This window comes from Dickeya dadantii NCPPB 898, assembly GCF_000406145.1.
In the GTDB taxonomy this organism is placed as follows: domain Bacteria; phylum Pseudomonadota; class Gammaproteobacteria; order Enterobacterales; family Enterobacteriaceae; genus Dickeya; species Dickeya dadantii.
The window spans coordinates 2,290,361-2,307,326 of sequence record NZ_CM001976.1 but is presented as its reverse complement, the minus strand read 5'-3'; the positions used below and the strand labels follow the sequence as shown (position 1 = coordinate 2,307,326).

Below are 16,966 nucleotides of genomic sequence, written 5' to 3'. Positions count from 1 at the left end.
CACAGCTTAGTAATAAGCATGATGGACTGGATCATTATATCCCTCTGATATTCTCCGCCAAGCGATACGGCAGGATTTTCGAATCCGCACGCAGGCCCTTCATGCGCTATAGTATTCAGAGTAAAGGACTTTCCCCTTTGGGGAACTATGCATACACTTGAACAAGTAAACATTTCGCAGCAGGGAACCGTGCATTGTTACTATGACAGCATTTTATACTGTACTGAGCGGATTACTGGTTTTCAGCTATTGGCTGCTCGTTGCCAGCATTACGCTGCGTATTCTGATGAAAAGGCGTGCGGTTCCTTCCGCTATGGCCTGGCTGTTGGTGATTTATATTCTGCCGTTGGTCGGTATCGTCGCTTATCTGTTATTTGGCGAACTGCATCTGGGGAAACGCCGTGCAGAACGCGCCCGGCAAATGTGGCCGGTTACCGCGCAGTGGCTCCGAGAGCTGAAAGAATACCGCCGCATTTTCGCCACTGAAAATAGCGAAGTGGCTCGCTCGTTGTTTCAGTTGTGCGAACGTCGCCAGGGCATTGGCGGCATCAAGGGCAATCAGTTGCAGTTGTTAACCTCATTCGACGACACCATCAGGACGTTGATCCGCGACATTGAGCTGGCCCGCAATAACATCGAAATGGTGTTCTATATCTGGCAGGCCGGCGGCTTGGTGGATCAGGTGATGACCGCCCTGCTGGCGGCGTCGCGTCGCGGGGTCAAATGCCGTATCCTGCTGGATTCGGCCGGTAGCGTACAGTTTTTTCACAGCACCTATCCGGAGATCATGCGCGCCGCCGACATCACGGTGGTGGATGCGCTACAGGTCAACCTTCTGCGCGCGTTCCTGCGCAGAATGGATTTACGTCAGCACCGCAAGGTGATCCTGATTGACAACCGCATCGCCTACACTGGCAGCATGAACATGGTGGATCCGCGCTATTTCAAGCAGGATTCCGGAGTGGGCCAGTGGGTAGACCTGATGGTGCGCATCGAAGGCCCGGTGACCACCACCATGGGCGTGATCTATAGCCTTGATTGGGAAATGGAAACCGGCCAGCGCCTGCCGCCGCCGCCGCCCGACGTGAATATCATGCCGTTTGAGCAAGAGCGCGGCCATACGGTGCAGGTTATCGCCTCCGGCCCCGGCTATCCTGAGGATATGATCCATCAGGCGTTGCTGACCGCCGTTTATTCCGCCCGTCATCAGTTGATCATGACCACGCCCTATTTTGTGCCCAGCGACGATCTGCAACACGCCATCTGCACCGCAGCGCAGCGCGGCGTCGACGTCAGCGTTATCGTGCCGTACAAAAACGACTCCATGATGGTCGGCTGGGCCTGCAAAGCCTTTTTCACCGAATTACTGGCGGCGGGCGTCAAAATCTATCAATTCGAAGGCGGGCTGCTGCACACCAAAAGCGTACTGGTCGACGGCCAGCTCAGTCTGGTGGGTACCGTCAATCTGGATATGCGCAGCCTGTGGCTGAACTTCGAAATCACGCTGGTGATTGACGACGATGAGTTTGGCAGCGATCTGGCCTGCGTGCACGAGGATTACATGTCGCGCTCTCGCCTGCTGAACGCCAAAGAATGGCTAAAACGCCCCTACTGGCAGCGTATTGTCGAGCGGCTGTTTTACTTTTTCAGTCCGCTGCTGTAATCGCACCGTCCTTCATGCTCTAATACCCCCATCACGTTTTAACAGGAATGTTGTATGGATTTAAATAACCGCCTGACAGAAGATGAAACGCTGGAACAGGCTTACGATATCTTTCTGGAACTGGCGCCGGATAACCTGGATCCAGCAGATATCCTGCTGTTCAACCTGCAGTTCGAAGAGCGTGGCGGTGCGGAACTGTTTGATCCGGCGGAAGACTGGCAGGAACACGTGGATTTCGACCTGAATCCTGACTTTTTCGCCGAGGTAGTGATTGGTCTGGCCGAGCAGGAAGGTGAGGAAATCAATGATATTTTCGCCCGTATCCTGATCTGCCGCGAAAAAGACCACAAGCTGTGCCACATTCTGTGGAAAGAGTAACAGCTGCGATCGCCGCCTAATTGGCTGTCCAGCGACGAATAGCAAAACGCCCCTGATGGGGCGTTTTGTTTATTATAGAATGTTGCCTAAATGAATCGCGCCGGATTACGGCAGCGGATCCACCTTCAGGCAGGACACCGCATGACGGAAGCTGCCTTCCAGCACCGGCCGGGTTTTGGTGCATTCCGGCCCAACAACCGGGCAACGGGTGCAGAATACACAGCCTGTCGGCGGATTAATCGGTGACGGCAGGTCGCCTTCCAGCAGTTGAATCTGCTTGTTACGCTCTTTGTCCGGATCGGGAATCGGCACCGCCGACATCAGGGCGCGCGTATAAGGATGCTGCGGATTGTGGTACAGCTCGTCATAAGTTCCCAGCTCCACCGCATGGCCCAGATACATCACCAGCACGCGGTCGGAAATGTGTTTCACCACCGACAAATCGTGGGCGATAAAGATCAGCGACAGCCCCATTTCCCGCTGTAGCTGTTGCAGCAGGTTCACCACCTGTGCCTGAATCGACACGTCCAGCGCGGAAACCGGTTCGTCACAGATGATCAGCTTCGGCTCCAGAATCAGCGCGCGGGCAATACCGATACGCTGGCACTGACCACCGGAAAATTCGTGCGGGTAGCGGTTGATCAGGTTCGGCAACAGACCGACTTTCATCATCATCGCTTTGACGCGATCTTTCACTTCCTGACGCGGCATCTCCGGGTGGTAGGTACGCAGCGGTTCGGCGATAATTTCGCCGATGGTCATGCGCGGGTTCAACGACGCCAGCGGATCCTGGAAAATCATCTGAATATCGCTGCGTACACTGCGCCATTCGGTATCGCGCATCCCCAGCAGGTCTTTACCCAGCCAGCTAATACGCCCGCTGGTGGCCTTCACCAGCCCGATGATCGCGCGGGCCAGCGTGGACTTGCCGCAACCGGATTCGCCAACCACCCCCAGCGTTTCCCCTTCGTACAGTCGCAGGGTAACGCCATCGACCGCTTTCAGCTTCCTGGCGGGCTGCCAGAACCACTGTTTATCATCGCGGATATCAAAGTGGACTTTCAGTTCATCCACTTCAAGCAATACTTTTTTGTTTTCCAGCTCGTTCATACTAATTCCCCCACACTCCGGAAACAGGCACGCAGACGGCCCTCGCCAAACGGCGTCAATTCAGGCGCCTGCTGGCACCGGTCCTGTGCATAGGGGCAACGCGGCTGGAAAGGACACCCTTTCGGCAAGCGCAACAGGTTGGGCGGATTTCCAGGAATAGTGGCCAACTCCTCATTCTCCTCATCAAGACGGGGAATCGCTTTCAGCAAGCCAAGTGAGTATGGATGAGTCGGTTCGTAGAAAATCTCGCGCGCGCTACCGTACTCCATGGTACGGCCGGCGTACATCACCAGCACCTTGTCGCAAATACCAGCCACCACGCCCAGATCGTGGGTAATCATAATAATGGCGGTGTTGAACTCGCGCTTCAGGTCGTTAAGCAGTGTCATGATCTGCGCCTGCACCGTCACGTCGAGCGCGGTGGTCGGCTCGTCGGCGATCAGCAGTTTAGGACGGCACAGCAGCGCCATCGCAATCATGACGCGCTGACGCATCCCGCCGGAAAACTCGTGCGGGTACATGCGCATACGTTTTCTGGCCTCCGGCATTTTCACCGCGTCCAGCATGCGCACCGATTCGTCGAACGCTTCGCTTTTACCGAGTTTCTTGTGCTGCATCAGCACTTCCATTAGCTGATCGCCGACGCGCATGTACGGGTTCAGCGACGTCATCGGGTCCTGAAAAATCATGGCGATCTCTTCTGCACGCAGGCGATTAAGCTCGCGCTCCGGCAGGTTGAGAATCTCGCGGCCGTTGAAACGGGCGGAGCCGCCGATGCGGCCGTTAGCGGCCAGCAGCCCCATCAGCGCAAACGCCGTCTGGGATTTACCAGAGCCGGATTCTCCGACGATCCCCAGCGTCTCACCGGCGCTGAGAGAGAAATTAAGGTCGTTTACCGCCGTGACATCACCGTCAGGCGTACTGAAGGTCACGCGCAGATCTTTAACGTCAAGCAGCGCTTCACGAGATTGTGACGTATTCATCATGGTATGAAGCGCCTCCTTAGCGGTCTTTCGGGTCGAGGGCATCACGCAGGCCATCGCCGATAAAGTTGAAACAAAACAGGGTCACCACCAGGAAACCGGCGGGATACAGCAGCAGCCACGGCGCCACTTCCATTGAATTAGCGCCATCGTTCAGCAGCGCGCCCCAGCTGCTCAGCGGCTCCTGGGTGCCCAGGCCAAGGAAACTCAGAAAAGATTCGAACAGGATCATGCTCGGCACCAGCAGCGACGCGTATACCACAACCACGCCCAGCACATTCGGCACGACATGGCGCAGCACGATGCTGCGGGTGGATACACCGCACACCAGCGCGGCTTCAATGAACTCTTTACGTTTCAGGCTCAGGGTCTGGCCGCGAACGATACGCGCCATATCCAGCCAGGACACCATGCCGATGGCCACAAAAATCAGCAGAATATTTTGCCCGAACAGGGTCACCAGCAGGATAACGAAGAACATGAACGGGAAGGAGTTGAGGATCTCCAGCAGACGCATCATGACCGAGTCCACTTTCCCACCGATATAGCCGGACGCGGCGCCATACAGCGTTCCCACGATCACCGCCACCAGCGCGGCGGCAACGCCGACCATCAGAGAAATACGTCCGCCGATCGCCACGCGCACCAGCAGGTCGCGGCCGGACGAATCGGTGCCGAAATAGTGTTTGGACACCATATCAGGCGCGCTGGACATCATATTCCAGTCGGTATCGGCATAGTTGAACGGCGCCACCATCGGGCCGACGACGACAAACAGCGTGATGAGCGTCAGGACAAACAGGCTGGCCAGCGCCGCCCGGTTGTGCATGAAGCGACGGCGCGCATCCTGCCATAGACTGCGCCCTTCCACTTCCAGTTTTTCGCTAAAGTTGTCCAGCGCTTCGCGGTTACGTTTATTCCAAAACATCAGTGATTTACCTTAGTAACGGATCTTCGGATCGATGACCGCGTACAGCACATCGATGACCGCATTAAACAGAATGGTCAGCGCGCCCACCAACACAGTCAGGCTGAGCACCAGCGAATAGTCACGGTTAAGCGCCCCGTTAACAAACAACTGACCGATACCAGGTAAACCGAAAATAGTTTCAATCACCATGGAGCCAGTGATGATCCCCACGAACGCCGGTCCCATGTAGGAAAGCACCGGCAGCAGCGCCGGCTTCAGCGCGTGGCGCAGAATAATCCGACGCAGCGGCAGCCCCTTAGCGCGCGCGGTGCGGATAAAGTTCGAATGCAGCACTTCAATCATGGAGCCACGGGTAATACGGGCGATGCTGGCGATATAAGACAGGGACAACGCCACCATCGGCAGAATGATGTATTTCGGCGCGCCCCCGTTCCAGCCGCCCCCTGGCAACCAGCGCAGGGTTATCGCGAAGATCAGCACCAGTAGCGGCGCTACCACAAAGCTCGGGATCACTACCCCGGTCATGGCGAACCCCATTACCGTGTAGTCCCATTTACTGTTTTGATTCAATGCGGCAATCACGCCGGAGGTCACCCCCAGCACCACTGCCAGCAGAAAAGCGGCGGCACCCAATTTAGCCGACACCGGAAAAGCCCGGACGACCAAATCATTTACCGAATAATCTTTGTACTTGAAAGACGGCCCAAAGTCGCCTTTCAGCAACTGCACCAGATAATTACCGTACTGTTTGATCATGGGATCGTTCAGATGGTATTTGGCTTCGATATTCGCCATAACTTCAGGGGGAAGATTGCGTTCTCCAGTAAACGGACTTCCCGGGGCCAGTCGCATCATGAAAAACGAGATGGTAATCAGGATGAACAGTGTCGGGATTGCTTCCAGGCAACGACGGAAAATAAATTTTAACATTGACCTTACCTATAAAACCGGTCTGAAAATTTCGCTTCTGTTTATCAAACCGAATAAGGGCTGGGTGCCAACCGACACCCGCCCTTCATCATTAATGCTTGATAATATAAAGGTTTTTAACGTTGATGTTATCCAGTGGATCTTTACCGGTTACACCGCCCACGTAAGGCTTAATCAAACGGGTATTGGCGTAGTAGTACACCGGAACCACCGCAGCGTCTTTTTCCAGCAGCGTCTCAGCCTGTTTGTAAATGTCGGCACGTTCGCTGTCGGTTTTCGCCGCCAGGGCTTGCGCCATCAGCTTGTCGAAATCCGCGCTCTTGTAATGCGCGGTGTTGCTGCTGCTGTTGGCGATCATGATGTTCAGGAACGTGGTCGGTTCGTTATAGTCCGCGCACCAGCCGGCACGAGCGACGTCAAATGTGCCCTGATGACGGCTGTCCAGGAAGGTTTTCCACTCCTGGTTTTCCAGCTTCGCGTCTACACCGATATTGCTTTTCCAGATGGAAGACGCGGCAATCGCCAGTTTCTTGTGCAGATCGGACGTGTTGTACAGCAGGTTGAAAGTCAGCGGTTTTTCAGCAGTGAAGCCTGCTTCGGCCAGCAGTTTCTTCGCTTCGGCATTACGTTTTTCACGCGACCAGCTCACCCACTCCGGCGGCGTCAGTTTGCCGTCCATGCCGTCGATGTACGGCGGGGTGAAACCAAACGCCGGGGTGTCGCCCTGACCTTTCACCTTGTTGACCAGAATGTCCTGATCCAGCCCCAGTACCAGCGCCTGACGCACGCGGGCATCGGTAAACGGCGCTTTCTGATTGTTGATCTCATAGTAGTAGGTGCACAGATACGGATCCGCCTTCACTTCGCTGGGGATCTCTTTCTTCAGCTTCTGGAACAGCTCGATCGGCAGGTTGTTATACGTCATGTCGATCTCGCCGCTACGGTAGCGGTTCACGTCCGTCACTTCGGAGGAGATCGGCAGATAAGTCACTTTATTGATGATGGTGTTGGCGTTATCCCAGTAGTTCGGGTTGCGCTCCAGAACGATCTTTTCGTTCACCACCCATTCTTTCAGTTTGTAGGCGCCGTTGCCCACCCAGTTAGCCGGCTGGGTCCATTTGTCGCCAAACTGCTCAACCGCTTTTTTGTTCACCGGGAAGGTGGACGGGTGCACCAGCAGTTTATAGAAGTACGGTACCGGTTCGCTCAGCGTCACTTCCAGCGTGTGATCGTCGATCGCTTTCACGCCCAGCGTGTCAGGTGATTTTTTGCCCGCGACGACATCATCGATGTTAACGATATGACCGAACTGCAGATAACTGGCGTAAGGCGATGCTGTTTTCGGGTTGGAAACACGCTGCCAGCTGTAGACGAAATCCTGTGCGGTGACCGGATCGCCGTTGGACCATTTTGCGTCTTTACGCAGATGGAAGGTCCACACTTTGAACTCTTTATTGTCCCAGCTTTCCGCAACGCCCGGCGCCGGGTGGCCATCCGGAGAGGTAACCAACAGCCCTTCCAGCAGGTCGCGCGCAATGTTGGATTCCGGCACGCCTTCCATCTTATGCGGGTCCAGCGAGGCGACCTCGGAACCGTTGTTGCGCACCAGCTCCTGCTTCTCAGCCAGTTGAACGCCGGCCGGCACTTTAGCGGCCCAGGCGGAAACGCTGGCAGAAGCAGTGATAGCAGCGAGAATGCTGACCGCCAGTCTTTTTTTAATTGTGTTGTTTACCATTATTTACCTTGCTCCTGTTCTACTGTTATCGCCCGATCAGGCACATAACTTTTTTTACGTATTAAACGGACAGACATCATCGCCACCAGAGGAACGAATCTGGCAACATGGCCGCTCAATCACATCTAAATTGTTTTATCCACGCAGCACAGCCAGATACGTCATAACGCCGCGCCAACGTGTTGGAAAAATCAACAGAGATAAAAACAGCACATTCCGGCAACCCAAAAACCGCCGTAGCCTTTTCCCAGACTCGGCAGCTCACAGCCATTTCCACTCTTCCCTGATGGTACGCCCCCCACAAAAAGACGGTCACGGATAAGGCTCTAATAAAATTAACTTATCCATAACAGCCAAGGGGAATAGCGTGATGCCGAACGTATCAGAAGAATCCGTCTTCGCCAATAGATTTTGCAGCCTGTTACTTAAATTTCTTTTCCATCTCGGAAAGTCACAAAATGGCTTAAGCACGTAAATGGATATAAAAACATCCGTGACGAGCGTCACGGCGGTAAAGATTCGCCCGGCAGCAGATTGTCCAATAACTTGTAAGTATGAAAGAATTAACACTAGATCAGGGTAAAAAACACACGATAAAACACTCCCGCACACAATAACACCATTACCGGCGCCGCCCCCTTTGCATGTGAATAAATTAACAGCGAAAGCGCATACGCGTCTTGCCATAATGCCTGTCGCCTTTTACGCCATATGCATTAGCTTATCTAAGGCATGCGATTAAAGAATGAAAATAAGCCACACTCTCTGGAGTGATAAATAATAGTAGTCGATAGGCTTTCCCCGGCCCGATTATTGCCGGGGAATAAACATAAGGAAAAAGTATCAATAAAAATAAAGTAGCAGCCCTTGCGGCTATAGCAAACCGGGAAACAAGGTGCGAATTCCCGTGACGATAAATTCGATGCCGAGCGACATCAACAGCAGCCCCATGATACGCGTCACCACGTTAATGCCGGTCTGCCCCAGTAGCCGCACCAGCGCCGGCGCCGCTCTGAACAACAGCCAGCAGCAGAATGCAAAAAATGCAATCGCCAGCGACAACCCCAGCAGATTTTGCCAGCCGTGATAACGGGAACTCCAGACAATGGTGGAACTGATCGCCCCCGGCCCGGCCATCAGCGGCAACGCCAGCGGCACCACGCCAATACTTTCCCGATTGGCGGTTTCTGTTTTCTCCTGTTTATTCTGTTTATCCTCACCCAGCTTGCCGCTTATCATCGACATGGCGATGGTTACAATCAGAATGCCGCCCGCAATCCGAAACGAATCAATGGAAATGCCGAACAACCGCAAAATCATGTCGCCGAAAAACAGCGCGCCCCAAAGAATGATTACCACGGAGACATTCGCTGTCAGATTGGTCTTCGACCGCCCTTCCGCCCCCTGATAACTGGTCATGCTAATAAAGATGGGCAGAATGCCCACCGGGTTAATCAACGCAAATAATCCGATAAAGAATTTGATGTAACCGGAGAAATCCAGAACAGGCTGAATCACATTCCACCTCTGAAGATTATTGTCAACGCCGGGAATCCCTGATAAGCCACAGCTAATGCCGTGATATCTCCTACAGTAATGTAAAGCGCCGCGCGCCTCCATCCTCCGCCCAGATAATTATTCTCTGCCTCTATTCAGATTTTCGATACAAATCGATATAAACCCACTCATATTATGGTCATTTATTTTTAACAAATCACCGATACAAATGATATTGATTCTCAATCGTGCCATGCTGAATGGTGTCAGCATTGAAATTTAGCGAGAAGGATCACAAAAAACCGGCTAACAACGGGGTATTCTGCCTTCATCGTAGCAAGACGGACAACGACAGCCGATTCTGTCGTCAAATCGCCGGCAACTTTAGGAATCAAATAGAGAAACCGAGATTGCTGTTATTAAACCAGGCGATCGCATTTATCAGGAGCGCTTTGAGTCAATGGATAATCACCGCAGCCAAATTATCAGGTGCGTCAACCGTTATCTATACTGCTTATTTACCGGGCTGACCATTGACTGAAAGAGCTTAACATTACAGGAGAGCATTATGGCCGTAACAAACGTTGCTGAACTTAACGCTTTGGTCGAACGCGTCAAAAAAGCGCAGCAGGAGTTCGCAAACTTCTCGCAAGAGCAGGTCGATCAGATCTTCCGCGCCGCCGCGCTGGCTGCTGCGGATGCCCGTATACCGCTGGCGAAAATGGCGGTCGCCGAATCCGGCATGGGTATTATTGAAGATAAGGTGATCAAAAACCACTTCGCTTCCGAGTACATCTATAACGCTTATAAGGATGAGCAAACCTGCGGCGTGCTGTCCGTCGATGATACGTTCGGCACCATCACGATTGCCGAACCTATCGGCCTGATCTGCGGTATCGTTCCGACCACTAACCCGACCTCCACGGCTATCTTTAAAGCCTTGATCAGCCTGAAAACCCGCAACGGCATTATTTTCTCCCCGCATCCGCGCGCAAAAAATGCCACCAATAAAGCGGCGGATATCGTCCTGCAGGCCGCGATCGCCGCGGGCGCGCCTCGTGACATCATCGGCTGGATTGATGAGCCGTCAGTGGAGCTGTCCAATCAGCTGATGCATCACCCGGATATCAACCTGATCCTGGCAACTGGCGGCCCGGGCATGGTAAAAGCAGCCTACAGCTCCGGTAAGCCGGCAATTGGCGTGGGCGCGGGCAACACCCCGGTGGTGATCGATGAAACGGCCGATATCAAACGCGCCGTAGCATCGATTCTGATGTCCAAAACCTTCGACAACGGCGTGATTTGCGCTTCCGAGCAGTCGGTAATCGTGGTCGATGAAATCTATGATGCGGTGCGTGAACGCTTCTCGACCCACGGCGGTTACCTGCTTCGGGGCAAAGAGCTCAGCGCGGTGCAAGGCATTCTGCTGAAAAACGGCGCGCTCAACGCCGCCATCGTCGGCCAACCGGCCATCAAGATTGCTGAAATGGCCGGTATTACCGTGCCTGCCAGCACCAAAGTGCTGATCGGTGAAGTAACGAACGCGGACGAGTCCGAACCGTTCGCTCACGAGAAACTGTCCCCGACGCTGGCGATGTACCGGGCGAAAGACTTTGAAGACGCGGTCGACAAAGCGGAAAAACTGGTCGCCATGGGCGGCATCGGCCACACCTCCTGTCTGTACACCGATCAGGACAACCAGCCTCGTCGCGTCAACCATTTTGGCGACAAGATGAAAACCGCCCGTATCCTGATCAATACGCCGGCTTCTCAGGGCGGGATCGGCGATTTGTACAACTTTAAACTGGCGCCGTCGCTGACGCTGGGTTGCGGTTCATGGGGCGGTAACTCCATCTCCGAGAACGTCGGGCCGAAGCACCTGATCAACCGTAAAACCGTGGCTAAGCGAGCAGAGAATATGCTGTGGCACAAACTTCCCAAATCTATCTACTTCCGCCGCGGCTCTCTGCCGATAGCGCTGGAAGAAGTGGCGAGCGACGGCGCGAAACGCGCGTTCATCGTTACTGACCGTTTCCTGTTTAATAACGGCTATGTCGACCAGATTACGTCGGTGCTGAAACAGCAGGGTCTGGATACCGATGTCTTCTTTGAAGTGGAAGCCGACCCGACGCTCAGCGTCGTTCGCAAAGGCGCCGAACAGATGAACGCCTTTAAACCCGACGTCATTATCGCGCTGGGCGGCGGTTCGCCGATGGATGCCGCCAAGATCATGTGGGTTATGTACGAACATCCGGATACCCATTTTGAAGAACTGGCGCTGCGTTTTATGGATATCCGCAAACGTATCTACAAGTTCCCGAAAATGGGCGTGAAAGCCAAGTTGATCGCCGTGACCACCACTTCCGGCACCGGTTCTGAAGTGACGCCGTTCGCCGTGGTGACCGATGACGCCACCGGCCAGAAATATCCGCTGGCAGACTATGCGCTGACGCCGGATATGGCGATTGTCGACGCCAATCTGGTGATGAACATGCCGAAGTCGCTGTGTGCGTTCGGCGGGCTGGACGCGGTGACCCACTCGCTGGAAGCCTATGTATCCGTGCTGGCGAACGAATATTCCGACGGTCAGGCGTTGCAGGCACTGAAACTGCTGAAAGATAACCTGCCGACCAGCTACCGTGAAGGCGCGAAAAACCCGGTGGCCCGCGAGCGCGTTCATAACGCGGCGACAATCGCCGGTATCGCCTTCGCTAACGCCTTCCTGGGCGTCTGCCACTCCATGGCGCACAAGCTGGGTTCGGAGTTCCATATCCCGCACGGCCTGGCCAATGCCCTGCTGATTAGCAACGTGATTCGCTATAACGCCAACGATAACCCGACCAAGCAGACAGCATTCAGCCAGTACGACCGTCCGCAGGCACGCCGTCGTTATGCCGAAGTGGCCGACCATCTGGGCCTGGGAGCCGCTGGCGACCGTACGGCGCAGAAAATCGAAAAACTGCTGGCCTGGCTGGAAAGCATGAAGAAGGAACTGGGTATTCCCACCTCTATTCGTGAAGCCGGCGTACAGGAAGCCGATTTCCTGGCCAAGGTGGATAAACTCTCTGAAGATGCGTTTGACGATCAGTGTACCGGCGCTAACCCGCGTTATCCGCTGATTGCCGAGTTGAAACAAATCCTGCTGGATTCGTTCTACGGCCGTCCGTTTGTCGAACATGCGGTCACCGAAACCAAAACCGCCCCAGTTGCGGCCAGCGTGCCCGCCAAGGCGGAAAAAGCCGAGAAGAAAGAGAAAAAAGCCGTTAACTGATATCGCTGACGGCTGCATACTCAAAGCCCTGTGCACACGCGCAGGGCTTTTTTTTGGGTAGGGAATGGGATTGGTCATACCACAACAAGAATGACGCCCCGCTACCGTCATCACCCGCGAGAGACACCGTCTGCAGCGATACAGATTTCTGAGATATAGTCCGCCACCAACGCACCATCCCCTGTAATCCGGCAGTCAGCTCCAGCACGCCGTAAGTATCTCGTTATAGCCACTATCCCGCTACAGCCACTAGCGCGTAACAGCCACTATCGCGTTACAACAACATCCATTACAGCGACGGAGAGCGTTACGCCGGTAAAACGGGGTTGATGCATCAGGGCTGCTGGCGAGGGGATTATTCGGCTCAGAAAACGAATTGCGGTCCGGAAAACGCATCAATAACGCCGAGGGAGCACGTCTGCGAAAACAACGGCAAAAAGCAGCAAATACGCATCTGGTAACGAATATTTAATTTATATTATCAATTTTTACCAGGAGCGATAACCGGATAATCGCTTCATCTACCCGGTTATTAATAAGCCAGGCTAAATGCTTAGCCTATATAGATATGGATTATTCCGTTTCTACTCGGGTCAATCCCAGGGCGATTTTATAATGCTTCCGACACACCGACACGTAACTCTCATTTCCGCCGATAACGACTTGCTCACCTTCAATGACGGGCTTGCCATGCGAATCCACCCGCAATACGTGATTCGCTTTACGCCCGCAATGGCAGACGGTTTTAAGTTCGACCAGTTTGTCTGCCCACGCCAATAAATAATGACTGCCGCTGAACAATTCCCCGCGGAAATCGGTACGCAGACCATAACAGAGGACCGGAATGTCTAATTGATCGACGACATCACACAGCGCATTCACTTGTTCACGTGTCAAAAACTGACTTTCATCAATTAACACACAGTGAATAGTTTGCTGACGATGCGCCAACTCAAGCGTCTGGAATAAATCTGTCTGTTCGTTAAACAATAACGCCGGTGAAGAGAGACCGATGCGGGAACTAACGACGCCGACTCGCCCGGAACGGTCATCTATTTCAGCCGTAAACACCAGGGTCCGCATTCCCCTTTCCTGGTAGTTATATGAAGACTGTAACAGTGCGGTGGATTTCCCTGCATTCATCGCGGAATAATAAAAATAAAGCTGCGCCATGGCTCCTCGTTCAACGGCATTCACCGGTCAGTAATCGTTAAAATTTATTGTAACATAGGTATTGCCGCTGACGAGGGTTTAGTCGCGTCCGGCTCAGGCTCCGCACACACCCTTAATCATTCTGTGGTTTGGTAATATAGATAGTTCCATCATGGGAGTTCAAAGAAACTATCGATACGCTCCACATGGCTATTTCCGCTGCAGATCGCGCTAACAGAATGTATTAACTGGCTTGTCCGAAATTTATATTGGCCGGTCAACGCATGATTTTCGTTTTAAATTTGCTAAATTTTAACAACCTGACAATTTTACCTATTGCAGAAAATAAAACGGCACTCTATTATCTCTGTACTGTCACCGTTAATATTTATTTTGAGATTAATCCAATGAGCGAAGCACTTAAGATTCTAAACAACATCCGCACCCTGCGTGCCCAGGCAAGAGAATGCAGCCTCGAAACGCTGGAAGAAATGCTGGAAAAGCTGGAAGTCGTGGTGAACGAGCGCCGCGAAGAAGAAAACCAGGCTCAGGCAGAAATTGAAGAACGCACACGCAAATTACAGCAGTATCGTGAAATGCTTATTGCCGATGGCATTGACCCGAACGAATTACTGCAATCTTTGGGTTCAAGCAAAGTTGCCGGTAAAGCCAAACGTGCAGCACGCCCGGCTAAATATCAGTACACCGACGAAAACGGCGAACTGAAAACCTGGACCGGTCAGGGCCGTACTCCGGCAGTTATCAAGAAAGCAATCGAAGAACAAGGCAAGTCTCTGGATGACTTCCTGCTGTAATTCACAGCTCGATAATAAAAAAACACCCTTTCAAAGGGTGTTTTTTTATTGCGCTGATTCAGAAACGCCTCATACTGACTATACCCATCATACTGCAAGCTGCAGGTGTGTTGACTTTATTACTCGGCCCATTCATGGGCCTCCCCCCTTCGGGGCCGCAGCGAGCTGCGTTCAACTCGGTTCCCGGCACGTCGCCGTTCACCCGAATCACTTACCTGCGTAAATTCATCGGGATTCACTCTCTTGCCGCATTACAAGGCTCATCATGAGCCTTGCCCTGGAGAGCCAACGCGTTGCGTTGTTCAACACGAAATGCGTGTTGTCCTGCAACCCAAATATTTGGGGTATAAAAGTACAGGGGGAGAAGATTAATTGGCGTCTTCTTCTATCGCCTCTTTCAGCCACTGAGTAAAATCTTCACCCAGAGCGTCATGGCGAAGACCATATTCCACAAATGCGGTCATGTATCCCAACTTATTACCGCAGTCATGACTTACCCCTTTCAGGTGATAAGCTTCAACGGTTTCTTTTTCCATCAGCATAGCGATAGCATCGGTCAACTGAATTTCATTACCGGCGCCCGGTTCTGTTTTCTTCAACAGATCCCAGATTTGTTCGGACAGCACATAACGCCCTACTACCGCCAAATTAGACGGCGCTTCCGACGCCTTGGGTTTTTCCACCACGCCGACCATCGGCGCGCTGTCGCCCGGTTTTAATTCCACGCCTTTGCAATCCACCACGCCGTAGCTGCTGACATTTTCCACCGGCTCAACCATAATCTGGCTATGGCCTGTGCTATAAAAACGTTGCAGCATTTCACTGAGGTTGTCTTTCTTCAGATCGGATTCATATTCGTCGATAATTACGTCCGGCAAAATAACCGCCACCGGCTCATCGCCAACCAAAGGATGAGCGCAAAGTACCGCGTGCCCCAATCCTTTCGCCAGCCCCTGACGAACCTGCATAATAGTGACATGCTCCGGACAAATAGACTGAACTTCTTTCAGCAGCTGGCGCTGAACGCGTTTTTCCAGCATGGCTTCCAGTTCAAAGCTGGTATCAAAATGGTTTTCTATTGAATTCTTAGAAGAATGTGTAACTAAAATTATTTCATTGATACCGGCAGCAATACATTCATTAACCACATACTGGATTAACGGCTTATCGACCAGCGGCAGCATTTCTTTGGGAATGGCCTTGGTAGCAGGCAACATACGCGTCCCCAACCCAGCCACTGGAATGACCGCTTTTTTTACTTTTTTATTAACAGTTGACATAAACAACCTCGTATATATCGTTCAAATAATGAGCTTTATTTGTCCGGCGCATAAAACCGCGAAAGTATATCAGGTTCAATGCGCGATGCTCGACCAATCTGGATGCGTGATTAAAAATCATAAGCCACATACTAGGGAATAAAAAATAATAACGATAGATGCACCTAGTCTGAAGTGCGGGGAGGTTTGCAGATATCGGATTAGTCCGTAGAAAGCATCAGGCGCAGACGACCACCGCTGCCCCACATCTGGCATTGCCATGACTCGCACTGATAGCTGATTTGATTAAGATAAGCGGCTTCCAGCGTACCCAACGGCACACCGTTATTTAGCCCAATGTGTTGCTCTTCCACACTCAGGGTGGCATGCAATCCCGCCGAAATCAGAATCAGCCGTTTCAGTTCCCGGTGATAGTAACCGACCAGCAAGGGAAACTGCCCTTGCAAATTCGCCTGACGTAATAATTGGTTAACCTGATTGAGCAATACCGGCAATTCGGGCAACCGGCGCTGCTGATGCACCAGATGCTCCTGCAACAGGCTGTTGAACAGCGCCCGTAGCAGCAACGCCGCCAGCACGCCGTGATTGTTGGCCGCCAGCGTCACATCAAGACAATAAAACGCCAGGTCGTCCCCGGACAGCGCCGCAATGTCGAGCACCAGCCCTGGGCGGTCCGCCGCCATCAGTTGTCGGTAATTAACCCGGCAGCGCGCCAGCGTCTGTTGAACCGGCGGCTGCAACTGTTCCAGCAGTTTCAAGGCGGCCCCCGGCGATTGATTCAGCGTATCCAGGTCATGCATCAGCTGTTCGACTTCATTGGCCTGCGAAGTAAACATCGTTGGGTACAGGCAGGCCATGACCGATTCGCGCAAACGGGTGTAGTCATGGATAGGTTTGAGCAGCACATCCTGAACGCCAAGGCGCAATACCCTGGCGATGTCCGCCAGATGACTGGTGGCGGACACCACCAACACCGGCGTGATGATATCGTGCAGCCGCAGCCGCTCGACGAATTCGAAGCCGCCCATCATGGGCATGTTGAGATCGCAGATAATCAGGTCGGGCGACTGATGAGCCATTTTTTCCAGCGCATCCTTGCCGTTATCCGCCTCATGCACGTCTGCGCCCAGAGATGTCAGATAACCGGCCAGCACGGAACGGAAAACAGCCTCATCCTCAACAACCAAAATGTGTTTTCCCGTCAGTGGTTGCGCCATCAAT

At 53.0% G+C, this 16,966-nt stretch carries 14 protein-coding genes; 4 read left to right on the top strand and 10 right to left on the bottom strand.

What is annotated here, in order from left to right; genetic code table 11:
- Positions 1-202 precede the first annotated feature (202 nt).
- Positions 203-1,663 carry a cardiolipin synthase gene (cls, locus tag DDA898_RS10645; RefSeq protein ID WP_038911185.1) on the top strand — a complete coding sequence of 487 codons (1,461 nt, stop codon included), beginning with the start codon at positions 203-205 and terminating at the stop codon, positions 1,661-1,663.
- Positions 1,664-1,717: 54 nt separating this feature from the next.
- Positions 1,718-2,041 carry an HI1450 family dsDNA-mimic protein gene (locus DDA898_RS10640; RefSeq protein WP_013317870.1) on the top strand — a complete coding sequence of 108 codons (324 nt, stop codon included), beginning with the start codon at positions 1,718-1,720 and terminating at the stop codon, positions 2,039-2,041.
- Between the two features lie 105 nt (positions 2,042-2,146).
- Here the strand turns inward: DDA898_RS10640 and oppF are convergent, their stop codons facing one another.
- The 7 genes from oppF to DDA898_RS10610 form a co-directional block, all read right to left on the bottom strand.
- The gene (oppF, locus tag DDA898_RS10635) at positions 2,147-3,151 is read right to left on the bottom strand and encodes a murein tripeptide/oligopeptide ABC transporter ATP binding protein OppF (protein ID WP_013317869.1); all 1,005 of its coding nucleotides are present in this window, start codon (positions 3,149-3,151) and stop codon (positions 2,147-2,149) included.
- Positions 3,148-4,137 (bottom strand): ABC transporter ATP-binding protein, encoded by a 990-nt coding sequence (locus tag DDA898_RS10630; RefSeq protein ID WP_033111842.1) that lies wholly within the window; start codon positions 4,135-4,137, stop codon positions 3,148-3,150. Before DDA898_RS10630 ends, oppF begins: the two co-directional genes overlap by 4 nt.
- Before the next feature lie 16 nt (positions 4,138-4,153).
- Positions 4,154-5,062 carry an oligopeptide ABC transporter permease OppC gene (oppC, locus tag DDA898_RS10625; RefSeq protein WP_013317867.1) on the bottom strand — a complete coding sequence of 303 codons (909 nt, stop codon included), beginning with the start codon at positions 5,060-5,062 and terminating at the stop codon, positions 4,154-4,156.
- Positions 5,063-5,074: 12 nt separating this feature from the next.
- Positions 5,075-5,995, bottom strand: coding sequence for an oligopeptide ABC transporter permease OppB (oppB, locus tag DDA898_RS10620; protein WP_013317866.1), 921 nt, complete (start codon positions 5,993-5,995; stop codon positions 5,075-5,077).
- A gap of 91 nt (positions 5,996-6,086) precedes the next feature.
- Complete coding sequence (oppA, locus tag DDA898_RS10615; RefSeq protein WP_038901165.1) at positions 6,087-7,730, bottom strand: oligopeptide ABC transporter substrate-binding protein OppA; 1,644 nt, start codon at positions 7,728-7,730, stop codon at positions 6,087-6,089.
- 312 nt (positions 7,731-8,042) lie between these two features.
- Positions 8,043-8,417, bottom strand: a complete 375-nt coding sequence (locus DDA898_RS23185; protein WP_013317864.1) for a hypothetical protein — start codon at positions 8,415-8,417, stop codon at positions 8,043-8,045.
- A 186-nt stretch (positions 8,418-8,603) separates the two neighbouring features.
- Positions 8,604-9,248 carry a YchE family NAAT transporter gene (locus DDA898_RS10610; protein WP_013317863.1) on the bottom strand — a complete coding sequence of 215 codons (645 nt, stop codon included), beginning with the start codon at positions 9,246-9,248 and terminating at the stop codon, positions 8,604-8,606.
- A gap of 547 nt (positions 9,249-9,795) precedes the next feature.
- Here DDA898_RS10610 and adhE point away from each other — a divergent pair.
- Positions 9,796-12,498 (top strand): bifunctional acetaldehyde-CoA/alcohol dehydrogenase, encoded by a 2,703-nt coding sequence (gene adhE, locus DDA898_RS10600; RefSeq protein ID WP_038911184.1) that lies wholly within the window; start codon positions 9,796-9,798, stop codon positions 12,496-12,498.
- Between the two features lie 573 nt (positions 12,499-13,071).
- Here adhE and DDA898_RS10595 read toward each other — a convergent pair.
- On the bottom strand, positions 13,072-13,671 hold the full coding sequence (locus tag DDA898_RS10595; RefSeq protein WP_013317860.1) for a thymidine kinase: 600 nt from the start codon (positions 13,669-13,671) through the stop codon (positions 13,072-13,074).
- Positions 13,672-14,057: 386 nt separating this feature from the next.
- On the opposite strand from DDA898_RS10595, the gene hns reads away from it, so the two are divergent.
- Positions 14,058-14,465: a histone-like nucleoid-structuring protein H-NS gene (hns, locus tag DDA898_RS10590; RefSeq protein ID WP_013317859.1), complete on the top strand. Its 408-nt coding sequence runs from the start codon at positions 14,058-14,060 to the stop codon at positions 14,463-14,465.
- A gap of 368 nt (positions 14,466-14,833) precedes the next feature.
- Here hns and galU read toward each other — a convergent pair whose 3' ends face one another.
- The gene (gene galU, locus DDA898_RS10585; RefSeq protein ID WP_038911183.1) at positions 14,834-15,745 is read right to left on the bottom strand and encodes a UTP--glucose-1-phosphate uridylyltransferase GalU; all 912 of its coding nucleotides are present in this window, start codon (positions 15,743-15,745) and stop codon (positions 14,834-14,836) included.
- A 200-nt stretch (positions 15,746-15,945) separates the two neighbouring features.
- Positions 15,946-16,962, bottom strand: coding sequence for a two-component system response regulator RssB (gene rssB / locus DDA898_RS10580; RefSeq protein ID WP_038901161.1), 1,017 nt, complete (start codon positions 16,960-16,962; stop codon positions 15,946-15,948).
- Between the last annotated feature and the right edge of the window lie 4 nt (positions 16,963-16,966).